Below are 18,657 nucleotides of genomic sequence, written 5' to 3' on the forward strand. Positions count from 1 at the left end.
TCAATATAATAAGCGAGCATCTGTGATTTACGAGCGACTTGAGAAGTGCCCGGTGTGCGGGAAAACGGAGTTTCGCAATAAACTGGTTGTAGAAGACAAGTCAGTCAGCAAGGAGAGTTTTGCCATTCAGCAGTGCGCGGCCTGCTCGTTTCAGTTTACCAATCCCCGGCCTGATGCCGACCACATTGGCCGCTACTACGAGTCGGAGGAGTACGTGTCGCATAACAGCGGGGCAGGGGCATGATCAACCAGGCCTACAAGGTGGCCCGTTTCTTCACCATGCGCCGCAAGGTAGGGCTCGTGAACAAGCTGGCGCCCCGCAAAGGCCGCCTTTTTGATTACGGGTGCGGCACGGGGCATTTTTTGGCCGCGGCTAAGAGCAACGGCTGGCAGGTGGCGGGTTGGGAGCCCAACCCCGGGCCCGGCAGGACGCCTCCCAACGGGTAGGCCAGCCCCTGGACCTGGACAACCTTAGCCAGCTACCCGCCGAATCGTTTGAGGCCATTACGCTCTGGCACGTGCTGGAACACGTTCACGAGCTGAACGATACCTTGCAGCAGCTCATCCGGCTATTGAAGCCCGACGGCGTGTTCATCATTGCCGTGCCCAACGTCGACAGCCTCGATGCCCAGCACTACCGCCAGGATTGGGCCGCCTATGATGTGCCGCGCCACCTGTATCACTTCAGCCCCAAAACCATGACCCAGCTGCTCAAAAAGCACAAGATGCAGGTCAAGGAAGTGCTACCCATGCCCCTGGATGCCTACTACGTGAGCATGCTCAGCGAAAAGCACCGGGCCGAGCGGGGCGGCGGCATGCTGACCGTGCTCAAGGCGGGCTACCAGTCGAACCGCTACGCCGCCAGCCACGAAGGCCAGTACTCCAGCCTGATTTACGTTTCCCAGAAACGCTAGTCAGTGGGGTAGGGGAGAGGCTAGTGTTCTTATAGCAAAGAAGTTGCTGTTCCGAGCCCGGCACGAAAGCTGAAGTAGCGCCGCGAGGCTTACTCCACTTTCGTGCCGGGCTCGGAATGACAGTTTTTGGCTGTTCCAGCGTTGTGCATTGTACCTTCGGCTGGCGTAATCTGCTTTGGCCGATGCTGCTTTTTCTCCCGACTTATTTCTCTATGGCCCTACCTGCCCGAGCGAGTATCTTTTTATTAATAACGGCTGCGGCGGGCTTGGGTGGCTGCGCGGCCATTAGCTCGCCCGAGGGCGGGACCCGTGACACCATCCCGCCTAAGCTGGTGAGCACCACGCCCGCCAACGGGGCCCGCAACGTAACGGGGCAGTCGGTGCGGCTGGAGTTTTCGGAGCAGGTGCAGCTGAAGGATCTGCAGAAAAACCTGATTGTGGCCCCGGTGCTCGGCGACAAGGACACCTACAAAATCCGGGAAGACCGCTCAGCTATTACCCTGACCTTCGACCGGCCTTTCGCCCCGAACACTACCTACTCGTTTAACTTCGGCAACTCGATCAGCGACATTACCGAAAGCAACCCGGCCCAGAAAGTAGTGCTGAGCTTCAGCACCGGGGCCCGCCTCGATTCCGGCTCGGTCCGGGGGTGGTGCGCGACCTGCTCACGGGCCAGCCCACCGAGAATACGGCCGTAGTGCTGTACCCGGAAGCGGATACGGCCAATATTCGGCGGGGCCGGCCCTACTACCTGGCCCGCACCGATAAGCAGGGTGGCTTTGAGCTGCAAAACCTGAAGGAAGGTCGCTACCGGGCGTTTGCCCTGGCCGATAAAAACCAGAGCAACCGCTATGAGGAGGGCGAAAAAATTGGCTACCTGCCCGAACTACTCACCGTGCGACCCGGCCTAGACAGCCTTCAGTTTCTGCTCACTCGGCCCGATGCCCGCCGCCCCCTCGTAACTACCCAGAAGACCAACCCAACGGACTTTCGCATCAGCTTTAATGAGGGTGTAGAACGCATAACGCTGGCCCCGCTGGGAACGGCCCCGGTTTCACCAGCCCTGAGCGAGGCCGTTCAGCTCACGGAAAAAGGCCGCACCGCGCTACTTTACCGCACTCCGGCCCTCACGGAAGGCCGCTATTTGCTGGCTTCGACGGATAGCGCCGGCAACGTGGGCCGCGACACAATTAACGTCCGGTTCCAAGGTAATCCGCCCGCCCGGCGGGGGGCAGCCTATACCGTGGAGGGCAGCCCGCGGGAAGTATATCGGCAGGGCCAGGTGAAGTTTGTATTCACTGAGCCCGTGCGCTTGGCGCCCAATAAGCCCGTAGGTACGCTGGTGGAGGACTCCGTGAAACGCCGGCCGCTGCGCTTACCCCAGGACGGAACCCTGAGTCCTGACCGAACTACGTTGGCGCTGAACCTAAATACCAATGCTCGCAAAACAGTCACGTTCCTGCTCGACAGCACGGTTATCAGCAGCATCAGCGGGCAGCGGTTGGGGCTGAAACCCCTGCGTTTGCGCGTGTCCGAACAGACTGCTACGGGTACGCTCAGCGGTCCGCTCCAAACCAAGGCCACTCGTTACTGGGTTCAGCTCCTGGAATCCAATGGGCAGGTGCTTACTACCCTCGACAGCCCACGAGGTACCTACCGCTTTGATAACCTGCAGCCAGGCACCTACCGGGTGCGGGTGCTGATTGATACCAACCAAGACGGCCGCTGGCAGGGCGGCGACCCACAGTTACGCCGGCCGCCGGAACCCGTTTATCTGTTTCCAAAGGCCATTCAGGTTCGCTCCAACTTTGATAACGTCGAAACGCTTAGCTTCTAGCCTATCTATAGCCCCAATGCACTGCTCCAACGCCTAACTCCAATGCCGGAGTTGGGCGTTGCTGTATATAATGAGTAGCAAGCACCGCATGGCCTAACCTGCAAGGCTGAGGTAATCTCGGCCGGAGGTAAGCAAGTCTAGCGCTGAGTAGCGCGCTTAAACTTATGCTTCCTACTATATAGAATCCGGCCTGAATAGATATCCACAGGCTGAATATGGGCCTACTTACTGGAGCGGCCTGTTTTGCGCCCTGCTAGTTTGCAATCCACATAGTTTTCCACTGCTTGAAGCGAAGCACGCGTAACCTGTGGATAATAGTGGGGAAACCTGAGGATAACCCGTGGAGAACTTGCGGAAAAGTTTTTTTGGATGTGGTCAACCCACAGCAGCACCTTGGCGCAGTGCAAAGTCGGTGGATAAGGGTGGATAACTATCCCCCGAAAAAAGCACAATCCACACAGGGCTGTGGATGTGAATTGTGGATTTGTGCACAAGCTATATGGATTGTTAAAAACTCACATATGTATCTAATAATCAGACATTTAATATCAACACACCCTGTGGATAGACGGTGCATAACTGGGTTGTTGTGCACATGTTATCCCCGGTGTGCATAACCCCTTTTTCTTATCCACTTATGCACAGCCCTAACGACGGATAACAAAAGAGAATTTATTTAAAGAAGAATTTTAAAAGTTATTAACCCTGTGGAAAAGCGAGCCGGTGCTCTCGTTTCCCTGTTCGGGAGCAAGGGCAGAAAACAAGCAGGTCGGAACTTCGGGTAGCTGAGCAGTACAGAAAATGCAGCGGGCAAAAAAGCGAGGCAGGAGTTAGCGTCCCACGGCGGGCTGGGCAGGGTGCTTTGGCTGGCTTAGCGGTGCATTTTTCGGTTAAGTATGTAGCAAGGCTGCCGGTCGCTTTTCTTAGCGCAAAAGGAAAATTTAGGCCCTGGACCCAGCGGAAATTACTTTTTGGGTACAGCTAGTGTTTATAATCAGGCAGTTATCCACCGAAAACGTGCGTTTATCCACACCGTTTGTTGTGCTTGGGGAAAACATGCAGCCGCCGGGCCCGATGTGGCGTATAGAGAGGCCCACTCTCCCGCAAGCGCGCTGCTAGTTCTTATGCCGTTCGACTACACCCTGGATTTTCGAACCGTTGATTTCCGCCAGCACCCGGAACTGTACCGCGTGGGCAAAGGCGAGCAGGGCGTACTATTAGTACAGCCCTATAAAGGGGAGATTCTGCCCCACTGGCGCTTCCGCACGCCAGAACTGGCCCGGGAGTCTTCGGAGCAGATATACGCGCTGTTTGAGGCGTATTTAAAAGAGCAGGACTTTGTGGGAGCCGATATGGCCCGGAAGTTCCTCCAGATGGGCTTTACCCGGGCCCGGCGCTACGCCAATCACAAGGGCGGCAAGAAGTACGACGGTCCCGTACCCGACGACAAAAAAGGTCAGAGCGGTGCCCACGGCCGCGACGAACTGCCCCGCACCCCCGAAGACCCGGAAAAAGCAGAGGCTGCCGCCATCTTCAAACGCAAGTGGGACGAGGCCAAGCAACACCCCAGCTACGTGCAGCAGCGGGCCGAATTTGAGGCTCGCTACGGCAAATGACCCCCGAGAACCCCTACCTTTACTTTCCCTGAACTCTTCTTCACTTTTGAACCCCAGACGGCTATGCAGACACCAGCCCAATCCTCCAGCACCGACGAAAACGAAATTACCCTCGGCATCGGCATGGGGCCGCTTAAGTTTGGCGCCTCCATGGACGAAGTACGCGCCCTGATGGGAGAGCCCGAAGAAATTGAGGAGTCGGAAGACGACGATGAGTTTGAGCACCAGGCCTGGAACTACCTCGAAGAAGGTTACTCCCTGTATTTCGACCGGGAAGACGACTACCGCCTGAGCTGCATTGAAACGGACCACCCTGGCATTCGCCTGTACGGGGAAGCTATTCACGGCAAGAGCCCGGAAGAAATCCAGGACCTGATGAAGCGCCACGGCCACGAGCAGAGCGAAGTCGAGAAAATGGACACTGGCGAGATGCGCCTTTCCTACGAAAAGGAAATGATTGACCTCTACTTCGACGAGGAACAACTGCAGTTTGTCAACTTCGGCGTGTTTATCAACGATGATTTAGAGGTGCAGTGGCCCGCTTAACGCTAGGTTATCCACAAAAACGCAAGAAATTGGTGTGGATAAGTTGATAAGGTGCTCATTGCCGGGAGTTTTCAACAACCTTTCCCACTTTGAGAGCTAAAACCACTAGCAAGTGAATGCCCTGATCCTTAAGTAGAAAACAAAAAAGCCACCCCTCAATCGGAGTGGCTTTTTTGTTTTATTCCAAGAAGTGTTTACGAAGGCATAATGGCCCGGAATAGCAGGAATAAGCCCCCCGACAGGGCCATGGTTACAGGCAAGGTGAGCACCCAGGCTAGGGCAATGTTGCGCACCATTTGGGGGTTCAGGTTCTTGATGCCGCGGTTGGCCACCATGGAGCCCGCAATAGCCGACGACAACACGTGGGTAGTGGAGGCAGGTAAGCCCAATTGGGTATTGGCGCCAATCATGGCGGCGGCAATCAGCTCTGAGGAAGCGCCCTGAGCATACGTCAGGTGTTCCTTGCCGATACGCTCCCCGATGGTTTTCACAATGCGCTGCCAGCCGATCATGGTGCCCAGACCCAACGACACACTCACGGCTACCAGCACCTGCCACGGAGCGTAATCCGTGAAGCCCTTCATGTTGGAAAGGCCCGCGGTGAGCGTTTCCCGGTCGGCGGTGCTCAGGCTCACTTTGTCGCTGCCCAGTACGGTTTTGGCTTGGTTACCCAGCAGCAGAATAGCCTTCCGGATTTCAAAACGCGCGTTTTGCGGCAACTGGGCTACCTGGGTTTTACCGGCGAAGATGCTGTCCAGGGAATTCGTTTGCACCTTAATGTTGGCTACCGCTTCCCGGTCCTTAGCGCTCAGCTCGGCCGCATTTACCTTCTGCATCACCTGCTCGATCTTCACCAGCGAATCGCGCATGTCCAGAGGGTTCTTGCTATGGTCGAGGGCAAAGTAGGTAGGCACAATGCCAATCAACACCAGCATAATCAGCCCCACTCCCTTCTGCCCGTCGTTGGAGCCGTGGAAGTAGCTTACCAGGGTACAGGTAGCAATCAGAATCAACCGGATCCAGAGGGGTGGCGGCTTGCGCTTGTGCGGCTCCTTGAAGATGGCCTTGTTGCGGACGAAGCGCTTCAGCAGGAACATCATGACGATGGTCAGCGTGAAGCCGAACAGCGGACCCGTAAGCAGAGCTACCCCGGTTTCACCGGCCTTGCCCCAGTTTACGGCCGCATTATCGGCGCCAGGCAGAAAGCTGAAGGCAATGCCCACACCCAGAATGGACCCAATCAGGGCGTGCGAGGAGGAAGAAGGCAGGCCGTAGTACCAGGTGCCCACGTTCCAGATGATGGCGCCCAGAATCAGAGCGCCTACCATGGCAATGCCGTGGTATACATTCTGATCAACCAGGCTTTGCACGGGCAGCAGGTACACGATGCCCATGGCCACGGCAATACCACCCGTCAGTACGCCCAAAAAATTCCAGAACGCCGACCAGATAACGGCCACCCAGGGCCGCAGGGTGTTGGTGTAGATAACCGTGGCCACGGCGTTGGCCGTGTCATGGAAACCGTTGACAAATTCAAACGCGCAAGCTGCTACCAAACAGGCAACGAGCAGCAACAGCACATGAGGCTCTAAGCCAAACATAGAGGGGGATTGGTGAGGATTCAGTTTCGGTAACCAAAGGTAGGACCGCCCAAAGGGGGCGCAAGATTATGAAATTGTTACCGGACCGGCCGGTTGCGTGCTTCTGAGCCGCTAAACGCAGGAAGTAGCGTCAGGTTAGGACTGAACGGTGGCAGCACAGTAAAATAGTGACTAACAGTTGTTCAGCGCTATTTATGGGCCTTTGGGTAGGCTGTAAGCTAAAGCTTTGGCTACTTTTGCCGAGAAGCTGCTGTCGTTCCGAGGGCAGGGCGCAAGTTGGGGCAGGCATATACTTCCTACTCCAAATTCCTCGCGGCGCTCGGCAGGACAGCTGTATTCCATTTAACCTCCCCCTCATGAGCAACGAGCAGAAACCCGCCGCCACGGCTGAAAATACCCTGGCCGATATCGTGTCGCACGCCAAGGAATACGGTTTCGTATTCCCTTCTTCGGAAATCTACGACGGCCTGGCGGCCGTGTACGACTACGGCCCCAACGGCGTAGAGCTCAAAAACAACCTCAAGCAGCTCTGGTGGCGGGCCATGACCCAGCTCAACCAGAACGTGGTAGGCATTGACGCGGCCATTTTCATGCACCCGCTCACCTGGAAAGCCTCCGGCCACGTCGATGGCTTTTCGGACCCCATGATTGACAACCTCGACAGCAAGAAGCGTTACCGCGCCGATGTGCTGCTCGAAGAAAAAGCCGCCGAGTACGAAAACGCTGGCGACCAAGCTCGTGCCGATGCTCTGCTGGCCGAAATGGGCCGCCTGCTCACCGCTGAAGACTTAGCCGGCGTTAAACAGCTCATCATCGACGAGAAGATTCTCTGCCCCGTCTCCAAAACCGGCAACTGGACCGATGTGCGCCAGTTCAATCTGATGTTCTCTACGCAGGTAGGCGCCGTGGCCGGCGACTCCTCGCAGATTTATTTGCGCCCAGAAACGGCCCAGGGCATCTTCGTCAACTTTTTGAACGTGCAGAAGTCGGCGCGCCAGAAGGTGCCTTTCGGTATTGCCCAGATCGGCAAGGCCTTCCGCAACGAAATTGTGGCCCGTCAGTTCATCTTCCGCATGCGGGAGTTTGAGCAGATGGAAATGCAGTTCTTCGTGCGTCCTGGTACCGAAGGCGAGTGGTACACCATGTGGAAGGAAACCCGCCGCCGCTGGCACGAGGCCCTGGGCCTGCCCGCCGACAAGCTCCGCTTCCACGACCACGACAAGCTGGCCCACTATGCTAAGGCCGCCGTCGACATCGAGTTTGAATTCCCCTTCGGCTTCAAGGAAATCGAGGGCATTCACTCCCGCTCCGACTTCGACCTGACCCAGCACCAGAACCTAAGCCGCAAGAAGCAGCAGTACTTCGATAACGACATTAACCCCGAAACCGGCAAGCCTTACGGCAACTACGTGCCCTATGTAGTGGAAACCTCCGTGGGTGCCGACCGCCTGTTTCTGGCTACCCTCTGCCAAGCCTACCAGGAGGAAACCATTACCGAAGGCGAGGGCGACAAGCAGCAAACCAAAACCCGCAAGCTGCTGCGCCTGCACCCGGCCGTGGCGCCCATCAAAGCCGCCATCTTCCCGCTGGTTAAAAAAGATGGCCTGCCCGACAAAGCCAACGAAATCTACAACTCCCTGCGCCACGACTTCCGCTTGGTAGTGGAGGAGAAGGACTCCATCGGGACGCGCTACACCCGCCAGGATCTTATCGGCACGCCCTTCTGCATTGCCGTCGACCACCAGACCCTGGAAGACAACACCGTGACCGTGCGCCACCGCGACTCCCGTGAGCAAACCCGCATGCCAATTTCCGAGCTGCGCGCCTACATCGGGGAGGCCGTGAGCTTCTCGCGCGTCTTCGAAAAGCTGTAGCGCCCCGCTGTTTCTACGGGGCTATAACACAACAGGCCGCCGGAGCAATCCGGCGGCCTGTTGGCGTTTTGAGGTAGGGCTGGTGAGTTCTTTCTTAGTTCTCGCTCAGCCACTGGGTAGCGTCGCGGCGGGAGGTAAAGTAATTGAACTCAACCTGGGACGGAGGCAGGCTGGCCGAGGCAAGGGAGTTGCCTACCTGGTATTGGTATTGGCCTTCTGACACCACGGCGGCAATAAACAACGGGCGCTGCAAATGACCGGGCAGGATGCTGGTCAGGGCTGAAGTAAAGCGTCTGCTTCGTCGGTTGGGGGAGCATTTCGCTTCAAATCTACCAGAAGTTTGTCCACGTTCTGGGCCAGCATTTCCTCTAGTGCCCGGTGGTAAGCCTCCCCGAACGACCCCGACAAGTGAGCAGCATTGTAGCTCAAGTGTAGGGTATCCAACAGCGAGTTATACGTCAGGGACGCATCAGGGGAATTGTACAATGTCATTATAATAGAAAAATAGCAGCAAGGCGCGGGAAAATACAAGTAGTTACGGTCGCAACGCCTTGAAGTGTGACTATTTACGTTGAATAGTGCATAATTTGTTCCCTATATTCTGAAGAAAAAATGAGTTTGTCAACCAAGCGCACTTGTTTGGCTGGCTACTGGTAGTCGAGGTAGGGGTGGGGTTTACTGACTGAGGCTCACCGCATACCTGCCCGGGGTTGCGTACCTTTGCTGCATTTTAGCAGCCTATGTGGAGAAACCTCGCCCTATTCGTCATCAAGAACCGCCGCTTGCTCGTCGGGCTGCTGGCCCTTATTACGGTGTTTATGGCCTGGGAAGCCCGCAAGGTGCAGATGACCTACGATTTTGCCCAGGTCGTGTCGCCCGACGACCCGGACATGGTGTACTTCCAGCAGTTCAAGCAAACCTTCGGGAGGACGGCAACGTGCTGGTGCTGGGCATGCAGGACAGCTCGGTGTACCAGCTCGGCAACTTCAATGAGCTGCGCACCCTCACGGATACGCTCAGCAAAGTGGAGGGCGTAAATGGCATTCTGGGCGTAACGCGCCTACCCCGGCTGGTAAAGGACACGGCTACCCAAACCTTTCGGGCCGAACCTATCTTCCGCAACTTCCCCAAACCCAGCCCGAACTGGACTCCCTAATGCGGGTAGTGAATGCCCAGGAGTTCTACAAAGGCCAGCTAATTTCGCCAACCACCGGGGCTACGCTGCTGGCCCTCACCATGGACCCCAAGTACCTGAACTCCAGCCGGCGCGAGGCCGTGATGCAGGAGATTCTGGGCCACGCTGAACGCTTCCAGCAGAAAACGGGCATTCGGATGCACTACGCCGGCCTGCCCTACGTGCGGGCCACCATGACCACCAAGGTCGCCTCGGAAATGAAGCTGTTCGTGGCCCTGACCATTGTGATGATGGCCGTGACCCTGCTCATGTTCTTCCGGACCTGGTCGGCGGTGGTGTTCCCGCTGCTAATTGTGCTGATTGTGGTAACCTGGTGCATTGGCTCCATGGTGCTGCTGGGCTACAAGATCAACCTGCTTACGGGCCTGATTCCGAGCATTATCATCGTTATCGGCATCCCGAACTGCACCTACCTACTTAGCCGCTACCACTACGACTACCGCAAATCCGGCAACCAGGTGCTGGCTATGGCGCGGGTGGTGCGCAAAATTGGGTTGGTCACGCTCATGAACAATACCACCACGGCCATCGGCTTCGTGGTGTTTTGCTTCACCAACATTGCCATTCTGTATCAGTTTGGGCTGGTGGCTACGGTTAATATTTTCGTGGCGTTTGCGGTATCATTTATCCTGATGCCCATCATCTTCACCATTCTGCCGCCGCCTACCCCTAAGCAGTTGGAGCACCTGGAGGCCAAGCCCCTGACCAAGCTGCTGGAGTTTTTCGACTACCTGGTGCTGGAGCGCCGGCGCACGGTGTACCTCACCGCCCTGGCCCTGATGGTGCTGGCTTCGTTTGGGGTAATGAAGGTGAAATCGGTGAGCTACATGGTGGATGATCTGCCCAAGGATTCGTCGGTAAATTCTGATTTGAAGTTCTTTGAGCAGCACTTCAACGGCGTAATGCCTTTGGAAATGGTAGTGGACACCGGCCGCCCCAAAGGCCTGCTCAAGCTCAAGAACCTGGAGCGGATTGACCGCCTCGAAAACTTTCTGCGCACCCAGCCCGTGCTGACTACCCCCGTCAGCGTGGTTACCTTTCTGAAGGCCTCGACCCAGGCCTTCTACAACGGTAGCCCCGAGTTCTACCGCCTACCCGACAACTCCGAGAAAAACTACGTGTTCAGCTACCTGGCCCATTCGCAGTCCACGGAGGGCACAGAGGGCCAGCTGACTAGCAAACTGCTGCGCTCCTTCACCGACAGCAGCATGCAGCGGGCGCGCATTTCCCTGAAGATTGCCGACGTAGGTTCCCACAACCTCGATACGCTGATAAACAACCGCATCAAGCCCGAAATCAACCGGATTTTCAATGGTACGGATATGAAGGTGAAGCTGACCGGTACCACCATCATCTTCACCAAAGGCAATGAGTACCTGATTGGTACGCTCAAGGAAAGCCTGGTTATTGCCTTCGTGCTGGTCGGGCTGGTCGTGCTGATCTTGTTCCGCAGCGTGCGGGCCGTGGCGTTTACCCTACTGCCCAACTTCTTTACGCTGCTACTCACGGGCGGTATTATGGGCTACTTCGGCATCCCGCTCAAGCCCAGCACCGCCCTGATTTTCAGCATTGCCCTGGGCATCGACGGCGACAATTCCATTCACCTGCTGGCCAAGTTCCGGCAGGAAATGGCCGCCAACGGCCGCCGCGTAAAGGCCGCCATCAGCACTACGCTTTCGGAGGCCGGCACCAGCATGATTTACACCAGCATTGTGCTGTTTCTGGGCTTTTCGGTGTTTGCCTTCTCGGAATTTGGCGGCACCAAGGCCCTCGGTCTGCTCATGTCGGCCAGCCTACTCATCACCAACTTCTCTAACCTGATTCTGCTGCCCTGCTTACTCGTTACCTTCGAGCACGGCAAGGACGAGGATGTTATCGACCAATCCGGTATTCGCCATTACGACGACAACTACCACGAGGAAGACGACGACCTGGAACTCAACCTTAACCGGATGAAGCGGCAGCCCAAACTGAACGGCTAAAACCACCCTTTATACCACCGTCATGCTTGATCTTGCGTCCGCTTGCCGAAGCATCTCTACCGCTTCGCTGAATTACTACTGCAACGAAGCGGTAGAGATGCTTCGGCAAGCGGACGCAAGATCAAGCATGACGTTCTGATACAACGACCCCACAAATGAACTACCCCGAATTCAAGCAGCCGCTCAACTACGGCCAGGTCGGCACCGATATCCTGGCGTGGTGGAAGCAGAACGGCATCTTCGAGAAAAGCGTGAGCACCCGCGAAGGGCAGCCTACGTTCGTGTTTTACGAAGGTCCGCCTTCGGCCAACGGCGCCCCCGGCATTCACCACGTCATGGCCCGGACGGTAAAGGACATTTTCTGCCGCTACCAGACCCTGCTGGGCAAGCAGGTAAACCGCAAAGGCGGCTGGGACACCCACGGCCTGCCCATTGAGCTGCAGGTAGAAAAGGAGCTGGGCATCACGAAGGAGGATATCGGGAAGAAAATCAGCATTGAGGACTACAACCAGCGCTGCCGCGAAACCGTGATGCGCTTTAAAGCCCAGTGGGACGACCTCACCGAGAAAATGGGCTATTGGGTAGACCTCGACGACCCCTACATCACCTTTGAGCCCGAGTACATCGAGAGCTGCTGGGCCCTGCTCAAGAAGCTCTACGACAAGGGCTTGCTCTACAAAGGTTACACTATTCAGCCCTACTCCCCAGCCGCCGGCACTGGCCTGTCATCGCACGAGCTAAACCAGCCCGGCACCTACCGCGACGTCAAGGACACGACCATCGTGGCCCAGTTCAAGGTGAAGCGGGATGAGGCTTCGGCGAAGCTGTTTGCCGGGACTGATGAGGTGCCGACTTACATCCTAGCTTGGACGACCACACCTTGGACCTTGCCTGCTAACACGGGTTTAGCGGTTGGCAAAAACATCCCCTACGTGCTGGTACGCACCTTCAACCCTTACACGGGTGCACCCATCCGGGTAGTGCTGGCGGAAGCGTTGATGAACCGCTACTTCTCGGAGAAAGGCCAAGAGGCTTTGCTAGAAGACTACAAAGCCGGCGACAAGGTGCTGCCTTGGCGCGTTGAAAACACGTTCAAAGGCGCTGACCTGGTAGGCATCCGCTACGAGCGGCTGTTCGGCCAGGACAAAGGCTTTCCGGCGTTTGAAGGAGAGGAGCGCGCCTTCCGCGTGATTCCCGGCGACTTTGTGACGACGGAGGACGGTACCGGCATTGTGCACATCTCGCCCACGTTTGGCGCCGACGACTTCCGGGCGGCTCAGCAGGCCGATATTCCGGCCCTGATTGTGCTGGATGCCGAAGGCAAGCCCACGCCCATCGTGGACCGTACCGGCCGCTACGTGCCCCAGATGGGCGAATTTGGCGGGCGCTGGGTGAAAAACTACGACGGCCACGACCAGTCGGGCGCCGACTACAAGACCCTGGACGAAAGCATTGCCATCCGCATGAAAGGCGACGGCACGGCCTTCAAAGTGGAGAAGTACGAGCACACCTACCCCCACTGCTGGCGCACCGACAAACCCGTGCTGTACTACCCCCTGGACTCCTGGTTTATCAAGACCACGGCGGTAAAAGACCGGCTCATCGAACTCAACAAAACCATCAACTGGCAGCCCGCCAGCACTGGTACCGGCCGCTTCGGCAACTGGCTGGAAAACCTCGTGGACTGGAACCTGAGCCGCTCCCGCTACTGGGGCACGCCCCTGCCCATCTGGCGCACCCAGGACGGCTCGGAGGAAATCTGCATCGGCTCCATCGAGCAACTCGTCGCCGAAATCGATAAGGCCGTAGCGGCTGAAGTCATGACCCACAACCCCTACCAAAAGGTGGATGGTAATTGGGTAATGGCGGATAGCTCTTCGTCCGACGAAAAAGCTAACAGCCAACAGCCATCAGCTAATAGCTCCCAAAAAATCGACCTGCACCGGCCCTACGTGGACGATATCTTCCTGGTGTCGCCCTCCGGCCAGCCCATGTACCGCGAAACCGACCTCATTGACGTGTGGTTTGACAGCGGCGCCATGCCCTACGCCCAGTGGCACTACCCCCTGGAAAACGGCGAGAAGTTCCAGAAGAATTTCCCCGCCGATTTCATTGCCGAAGGCGTGGACCAGACCCGCGGCTGGTTCTTTACCCTGCACGCCCTGGCCGTGATGCTGGAAGATTCAGTGGCCTATAAGAACGTGATGGCCAACGGCTTGGTGCTGGACAAGAACGGCAACAAGATGAGCAAGCGCCTCGGCAACGCCATCGACCCGTTCCAAACCATCGAGCAGTTCGGCCCCGACGCTACCCGTTGGTACATGATTGCCAACGCCCAGCCCTGGGACAACCTCAAGTTCGACCTCAGCGGCATCACGGAGGTACAGCGCCGCTTCTTCGGCACCCTGTTCAACACCTACTCGTTCTACGCCCTCTACGCCAACCTCGACGGCTTCCAGGCCCGCGAGTTCGACCGGGTGCCCCACAGTGAGCTAAGCGAGCTGGACCGCTGGATTCTAAGCAAGCTGCAGTCCTTGATTCTAGAAGTGCGCGGCCATTATGACTCCTACGACCCCACGAAGGCGGCCCGCGCCATCCAGGATTTCGTGACCGATCAGCTCTCTAACTGGCATGTGCGCCTCTCGCGCCGCCGCTTCTGGAAAGGCGAGCTGACCCAGGACAAAAAAGCCGCCTACGAGACTTTGCAGGAATGCTTGGTGGTAGTAGCCCAGCTCATGGCCCCCATTGCGCCCTTTTTCGCCGAGTGGCTCTATAAGAACATGACCGACGGCATGCGCGCCGAAGCTATTGAGCGGAATACGCCACTAGCTCCCGAATCCATCCACCTCACCTTGCTGGTTGAAGCCGAAACGAACCGTATCGATAAGGCCCTGGAGGAGCGCATGGAACTGGCTCAGCGGATTTCCTCGCTTACGCACTCCCTACGCAAGAAATCGGTGCTGAAGGTGCGCCAGCCCCTGCAGCGCATTCTGGTGCCGGTGTTCAATGAGACGACCCGTGAGCAGGTAGGCAAGGTAGAAGACCTGATTTGCGCCGAGGTGAACGTGAAGCACGTGGAGTTCCTGGACGACACCAGCGGCGTACTAGTAAAGTCGGTGAAGCCGAACTTCAAGCGTTTGGGTCAGCAATACGGTGCTCGTCTGAAAGCCGTAGGTGCCCGGATTCAGCAAATGACCCCGGAGGAAATCAGCACCCTCGAAAAGACCGGCCAGCTGGCCGTGGAAGTCGAAGGGCAGCCGATTACGCTTGCTCCGGATGACGTGGAAATCCGCACCGACGACTTGCCCGGCTGGCTGGTAGCCACCGACGGCCCCCTAACGGTAGCCCTCGACGTGACCCTGACCGACGAGCTGCGCCAGGAAGGTGTGGCCCGCGAGCTGGTGAACCGCCTCCAGAACCTGCGCAAAGACAGCGGCCTGGAAGTGCAGGACAAAATCCGGGTGACCTTGGGCCAGCAGGCCGAGCTGGAAGCTGCCGTGCAGTCCTTCGGTGGCTACATCCGCGAAGAAGTACAGGCCCTAGCCCTAAACTTTGCCCCGGAAATCAGCGGCGGCTCAGTGCTGGAATTTGACGAGTACACTGTGCCAGTGCAACTAGAAGTAGCCAATAGCTAGTAGCATAGGTTATTCTTAAAGCCAAAAAGGCCGCAGAACTTACGTTTCGCGGCCTTTTTCATGCCGTGCATTTTCTCGCAATACTCAGGATGACGAGTGGATGTGAAGGCTATTGCAACGTGCGTTTATAGAATCATTAACTCACTTCACTACCAACTCCTTCCGAACTTCTTCTTTTTGCTTCTCTGACAGCACGCGGTAGACGTAGCGGCCCGGAACCAGGCGCAAGGATAGAACGTCGTCTGACGGGCGCAATTCGTGGATATAGATGGGTGCTATGTCCTCTCGCACGGTGAGTTCCGACTGCAGGTAGAGTTGTACCATGCGGCGGCCCGTAGCGGCGGTAGGTTGGTAGGCACTAACATTCAGAGAAACCAGTTGGGCGTCAGTGGCATCGGAGTAGGGAAGGGTCAGCCGGTTTAGGTCGAGGTTGTTGCGCACTACCAGATTGTTTTCAGGGTAGGGCGAGCGGCGCTGGCCGTTGCGAAGCTGGTACACCACTTCGGCCTTGCCTGCGGGCGTAGCCGCTAGGCCACTGCGGGCTTCGTTGCCCAGACGCGCCTGATTGATGCTGAGAACGGGCCAGCCGGTGAGGTCAACTAAGTGCTGGGCCATCCATTTTGCCTGGGGCTTGCCGGGCATGGTCAGGAGGTTGACGTGGGCCCCGCCCCCGTACACCAGCACCCGGGCCTGGGGGTCGTGGCGCAGGGCATTGCGCAGGTTCGTGGCCTGGGCTAACTCCCGTTCTGTTTGGCCCCGTCCCGCTTCGTAGGAAATTAGGGTAAAGCCCAGCCGCCGGGCCGTGCGCACCAGGTTGGCAAACGTGGCTTCGCGCGTGTAGAAACCGGCTTTCAAGGGTAGCGGATTCAAGGCGCTGCTCGCGGAGTCTTCGAGCGTTTCTAGGGCTAGGTACCGAAACCCCTGCTGATACAAGCCGGGTAGCAGCACCGCCGCCAGCGCCCGGTGCCTGCTGTACGTGTGCGACTCATTCAGCAACACGGCTCGCACACCGACTGATTGGCGCAGAATTTCGGGTACTGCTTCCAGGCTGACTAGCGTGTCGGTCGGCGTGGGGTTTGGCCGGCGTGGGGTACCTGTGGTTGACGTAGTAGCCGGAAGGCGCACTACCTCCGGGCCCTGACGCTGAAAATACGCTACCGAATCAGTGTTGCCAGCCATGGCGTGGTACTGCTGCAGCATTTGCCACAGTATTCCATCACTACTGGGGTCGTTGCCCGTGGCGGGGGCGTGGCGGCTCTGGGCCAGGGCAGACAGCGGAGCCAGATAATCACCGTTGGGACGACTCAGAAAGGCCTCGTTGGCCAGCCGTACCGGCGACACCGTGCGCGGCCACCGGCCTTGCTGCACCGAGGGAAACGTGAACGTGACAAATTCCGCATCCATCTCAACGCCACGGTCCCGCACGGAGGTAGCGGCGCGCGAGCTGGCTTCATCAGTAGCAATGAGATAGAGCCAACCTTGCTGGTCGGGTAGGGGCGCGGCGTATTCCATCAGCAAATCGTGGCCAGCCGTACCCGTGTGCTGGTAGCGTCCGACGCCGTTTTCCTGGAACCCCAGGGCCCGCCAGTTAGGATTGCCGGTTATGCGCAGGCCGCGCAGCCGGTACGTGGGCGCAAGGTTTGTTTGACCAGTAAACAGCAGCGCCGACTGGCGGCGCGAGAAGCCAAGCTGTTTCAGCCGCGCCTTTGTTACCTCATCCGGCTTGTTGCGAGGCTGTAGATTTATATCATAGTCGCCGTTGAGCAACAGGCTGGTATTGAGCTGGCGGTTATAAACGGTCGTCGTCATGGTTTGCTGCTGCTCATTGGCCTGGGTAAGCGGGTGCGGCGCGGCGCAGGCACTGAGGGCGGCTACACCCACGATAGATAAGCGGGTTACAGCAGAATAAGCGCGGCTAGGATGCGTGGCTGACATAGGAATAGAGTTTAAGTAGGAAGGTTAGAAATGTATAACTAAATATCTAGTTTCAATGACTTACTCCCGCTATGTAGCAGGTCGCAAGAGCAAAGCAGGAAGAATTGAGCCACTACAGCGGCCGCTTAACTAGGAATTGATTGCAGTTGTAAGCTGCACGGGTAGGCTGCGCGCAGCTGGCCGCCCAGAAAAATCAGGAGCGGTACGTCTGCCTTTTCAAGGGGCGTTTGGCATAACGTCGTACAAATCCCCTAAAATCGGGTTTAAATCGGCACAAAAGCCCTTTCAGATATATACCGGCGGCAAGAAGGATGCAGTAGGCTCCTACGCCAGAAAGTCAAAAATTCTGCGTCACTTTGTACTTATGAAGTATTGGAAATACTACCTCGTGGCCTTGCTAGTCATCGTCATCGATCAGCTCTCGAAATGGGCGGTACACCGCTACATGCCCATGGGCATGCCCGGCGAAGTTCCCGTGTTCGGCGACTGGTTTAAGCTGCACTACACCCTGAACCCTGGCATGGCCTTCGGGGTGGAACTGCCGGCGCCCTACGGCAAGGTTATTCTCACGCTGTTTCGCTTGGTAGCCGTTACGGGTATTAGTTACTATATCTACCGCCTTTGGAAGCAGCACGCCCCCAGCGGCCTGCTCATCTGCATTGCCATGATTCTGGGCGGGGCCATTGGCAATCTGGTCGATTCCATCTTCTACGGCGTCCTCTACAACAACGCGCCCTTCAATGCGCCTACCCCCTGGCTGCACGGCCAAGTTATTGACATGCTGTTTGTGGACTTCCCGGACGGGTTTTTTCCGGCTTCCTGGCCTTTTGTGGGCGGAGAAATTATCCCCGACTTTCCCATCTTCAACATTGCTGACTCTTGCATTTTCATTGGGGTCGTGCTGATTCTTATCTTCCAAAACCGCTTCTACAGCCAGCACCTGGAGGAAGCCCACCCCGTAGCCGCCAACGATGCCGCCGCGGCCCAGGCCCGCCGCGACGCCGAAGCCTCGGAAGCTGTGTAATAAGTATTACTCGAAAGCAGAAAAAGGCCCGCTGGAATTGCTCCAGCGGGCCCTTTTTATGAACTCCTCCTTATCGTAAATCAAAGAAGCCCTTTCTTATCTTTCTAAAAAACCAGTTAGATATGATCTTAAAACAGAAAAGAATCTACCGTACCGATTTGCAAGCTCATCCTGACGTGCTCTACCTGTTTGGTGACAATGAAGAACGACGCGGATTAGGCGGCCAAGCTATTGAAATGCGGGGTGAGCCGAACGCTATAGGAGTTAGGACAAAGCGCCGCCCGCGTTTGAAAGATGCCGATTTTTGGACGGACGAAACGTTGGCAGCGAACTGCCGCATGATTGACGAAGATTTAGTACCTGTACGACAGCATTTAGCTACTGGCGGAACAGTAGTTCTACCCGAGGATGGACTGGGAACGGGCTTAGCCCAGCTTCAGCAACGGGCGCCCCAAACTTTTGCCTACCTAACACAGGCGCTAGAAAGCCTGAGCTAGT

The 18,657-nt window shown here is 57.1% G+C and carries 17 protein-coding genes; 13 read left to right on the forward strand and 4 right to left on the reverse strand.

The window, feature by feature from the left end:
- Positions 1 to 22: 22 nt before the first annotated feature.
- The 7 genes from MUN84_RS11755 to MUN84_RS11780 all read left to right on the forward strand — a co-directional run bounded on the left by MUN84_RS11755 (position 23) and on the right by MUN84_RS11780 (position 4,913).
- Positions 23 to 244: a hypothetical protein gene (locus MUN84_RS11755; RefSeq protein WP_244694275.1), complete on the forward strand. Its 222-nt coding sequence runs from the start codon at positions 23 to 25 to the stop codon at positions 242 to 244.
- 17 nt (positions 245 to 261) lie between these two features.
- Positions 262 to 447: a class I SAM-dependent methyltransferase gene (locus tag MUN84_RS22980; protein ID WP_262920506.1), complete on the forward strand. Its 186-nt coding sequence runs from the start codon at positions 262 to 264 to the stop codon at positions 445 to 447.
- On the forward strand, positions 402 to 914 hold the full coding sequence (locus MUN84_RS11760; RefSeq protein WP_262920507.1) for a class I SAM-dependent methyltransferase: 513 nt from the start codon (positions 402 to 404) through the stop codon (positions 912 to 914). Before MUN84_RS22980 ends, MUN84_RS11760 begins: the two co-directional genes overlap by 46 nt.
- A gap of 182 nt (positions 915 to 1,096) precedes the next feature.
- Complete coding sequence (locus MUN84_RS11765; RefSeq protein WP_244694276.1) at positions 1,097 to 1,612, forward strand: Ig-like domain-containing protein; 516 nt, start codon at positions 1,097 to 1,099, stop codon at positions 1,610 to 1,612.
- Positions 1,564 to 2,751 (forward strand): hypothetical protein, encoded by a 1,188-nt coding sequence (locus MUN84_RS11770; RefSeq protein WP_244694277.1) that lies wholly within the window; start codon positions 1,564 to 1,566, stop codon positions 2,749 to 2,751. The genes MUN84_RS11765 and MUN84_RS11770 overlap by 49 nt, the downstream gene beginning before the upstream one ends.
- A gap of 1,124 nt (positions 2,752 to 3,875) precedes the next feature.
- Positions 3,876 to 4,367, forward strand: coding sequence for a DUF4385 domain-containing protein (locus MUN84_RS11775; RefSeq protein ID WP_244694278.1), 492 nt, complete (start codon positions 3,876 to 3,878; stop codon positions 4,365 to 4,367).
- 63 nt (positions 4,368 to 4,430) lie between these two features.
- Positions 4,431 to 4,913: a hypothetical protein gene (locus tag MUN84_RS11780; RefSeq protein WP_244694279.1), complete on the forward strand. Its 483-nt coding sequence runs from the start codon at positions 4,431 to 4,433 to the stop codon at positions 4,911 to 4,913.
- 194 nt (positions 4,914 to 5,107) lie between these two features.
- On the opposite strand, the gene MUN84_RS11785 is transcribed toward MUN84_RS11780, so the two are convergent.
- Positions 5,108 to 6,514 carry an inorganic phosphate transporter gene (locus tag MUN84_RS11785; RefSeq protein WP_244694280.1) on the reverse strand — a complete coding sequence of 469 codons (1,407 nt, stop codon included), beginning with the start codon at positions 6,512 to 6,514 and terminating at the stop codon, positions 5,108 to 5,110.
- Positions 6,515 to 6,870: 356 nt separating this feature from the next.
- Here MUN84_RS11785 and MUN84_RS11790 point away from each other — a divergent pair, with 356 nt between their 5' ends.
- Complete coding sequence (locus tag MUN84_RS11790; protein WP_244694281.1) at positions 6,871 to 8,388, forward strand: glycine--tRNA ligase; 1,518 nt, start codon at positions 6,871 to 6,873, stop codon at positions 8,386 to 8,388.
- Between the two features lie 94 nt (positions 8,389 to 8,482).
- Here the strand turns inward: MUN84_RS11790 and MUN84_RS11795 are convergent, their stop codons facing one another.
- A complete protein-coding gene (locus MUN84_RS11795; RefSeq protein WP_244694282.1) occupies positions 8,483 to 8,641 on the reverse strand; it encodes a hypothetical protein in 159 nt (52 codons plus the stop codon).
- A 20-nt stretch (positions 8,642 to 8,661) separates the two neighbouring features.
- A complete protein-coding gene (locus MUN84_RS11800) occupies positions 8,662 to 8,880 on the reverse strand; it encodes a hypothetical protein (RefSeq protein ID WP_244694283.1) in 219 nt (72 codons plus the stop codon).
- A gap of 445 nt (positions 8,881 to 9,325) precedes the next feature.
- On the opposite strand from MUN84_RS11800, the gene MUN84_RS11805 reads away from it, so the two are divergent.
- The 3 genes from MUN84_RS11805 (at position 9,326) to ileS (ending at position 15,200) form a co-directional block, all read left to right on the forward strand.
- The gene (locus MUN84_RS11805) at positions 9,326 to 9,544 is read left to right on the forward strand and encodes a hypothetical protein (protein ID WP_244694284.1); all 219 of its coding nucleotides are present in this window, start codon (positions 9,326 to 9,328) and stop codon (positions 9,542 to 9,544) included.
- Positions 9,544 to 11,565, forward strand: a complete 2,022-nt coding sequence (locus MUN84_RS11810) for an efflux RND transporter permease subunit (RefSeq protein WP_244694285.1) — start codon at positions 9,544 to 9,546, stop codon at positions 11,563 to 11,565. Before MUN84_RS11805 ends, MUN84_RS11810 begins: the two co-directional genes overlap by 1 nt.
- A 155-nt stretch (positions 11,566 to 11,720) precedes the next feature.
- A complete protein-coding gene (gene ileS, locus MUN84_RS11815; protein ID WP_244694286.1) occupies positions 11,721 to 15,200 on the forward strand; it encodes an isoleucine--tRNA ligase in 3,480 nt (1,159 codons plus the stop codon).
- A gap of 141 nt (positions 15,201 to 15,341) precedes the next feature.
- On the opposite strand, the gene MUN84_RS11820 is transcribed toward ileS, so the two are convergent.
- Positions 15,342 to 17,135, reverse strand: coding sequence for a hypothetical protein (locus MUN84_RS11820; RefSeq protein ID WP_244694287.1), 1,794 nt, complete (start codon positions 17,133 to 17,135; stop codon positions 15,342 to 15,344).
- Positions 17,136 to 17,499: 364 nt separating this feature from the next.
- On the opposite strand from MUN84_RS11820, the gene MUN84_RS11825 reads away from it, so the two are divergent.
- Both MUN84_RS11825 and MUN84_RS11830 read left to right on the forward strand, forming a co-directional pair.
- Positions 17,500 to 18,159, forward strand: coding sequence for a lipoprotein signal peptidase (locus MUN84_RS11825; protein WP_244694288.1), 660 nt, complete (start codon positions 17,500 to 17,502; stop codon positions 18,157 to 18,159).
- Positions 18,160 to 18,281: 122 nt separating this feature from the next.
- Complete coding sequence (locus MUN84_RS11830; protein WP_244694289.1) at positions 18,282 to 18,656, forward strand: hypothetical protein; 375 nt, start codon at positions 18,282 to 18,284, stop codon at positions 18,654 to 18,656.
- The last annotated feature ends 1 nt before the right edge of the window (position 18,657 follow it).

The organism is Hymenobacter sp. 5516J-16, from assembly GCF_022919335.1.
Classification (GTDB): Bacteria; Bacteroidota; Bacteroidia; order Cytophagales; family Hymenobacteraceae; genus Hymenobacter; species Hymenobacter sublimis.

Coding starts and splice junctions, on each gene's coding strand:
- MUN84_RS11775 (WP_244694278.1), top strand. CDS start 3,876: ATGCCGTTCGACTACACCCTGGATTTTCGAACCGTTGATTTCCGCCAG.
- MUN84_RS11765 (WP_244694276.1), top strand. CDS start 1,097: ATGCTGCTTTTTCTCCCGACTTATTTCTCTATGGCCCTACCTGCCCGA.
- MUN84_RS11790 (WP_244694281.1), top strand. CDS start 6,871: ATGAGCAACGAGCAGAAACCCGCCGCCACGGCTGAAAATACCCTGGCC.
- MUN84_RS11810 (WP_244694285.1), top strand. CDS start 9,544: ATGCGGGTAGTGAATGCCCAGGAGTTCTACAAAGGCCAGCTAATTTCG.
- MUN84_RS11830 (WP_244694289.1), top strand. CDS start 18,282: ATGATCTTAAAACAGAAAAGAATCTACCGTACCGATTTGCAAGCTCAT.
- MUN84_RS11800 (WP_244694283.1), bottom strand. CDS start 8,880: ATGACATTGTACAATTCCCCTGATGCGTCCCTGACGTATAACTCGCTG.
- MUN84_RS11780 (WP_244694279.1), top strand. CDS start 4,431: ATGCAGACACCAGCCCAATCCTCCAGCACCGACGAAAACGAAATTACC.
- ileS (WP_244694286.1), top strand. CDS start 11,721: ATGAACTACCCCGAATTCAAGCAGCCGCTCAACTACGGCCAGGTCGGC.
- MUN84_RS11825 (WP_244694288.1), top strand. CDS start 17,500: ATGAAGTATTGGAAATACTACCTCGTGGCCTTGCTAGTCATCGTCATC.
- MUN84_RS11785 (WP_244694280.1), bottom strand. CDS start 6,514: ATGTTTGGCTTAGAGCCTCATGTGCTGTTGCTGCTCGTTGCCTGTTTG.
- MUN84_RS11820 (WP_244694287.1), bottom strand. CDS start 17,135: ATGTCAGCCACGCATCCTAGCCGCGCTTATTCTGCTGTAACCCGCTTA.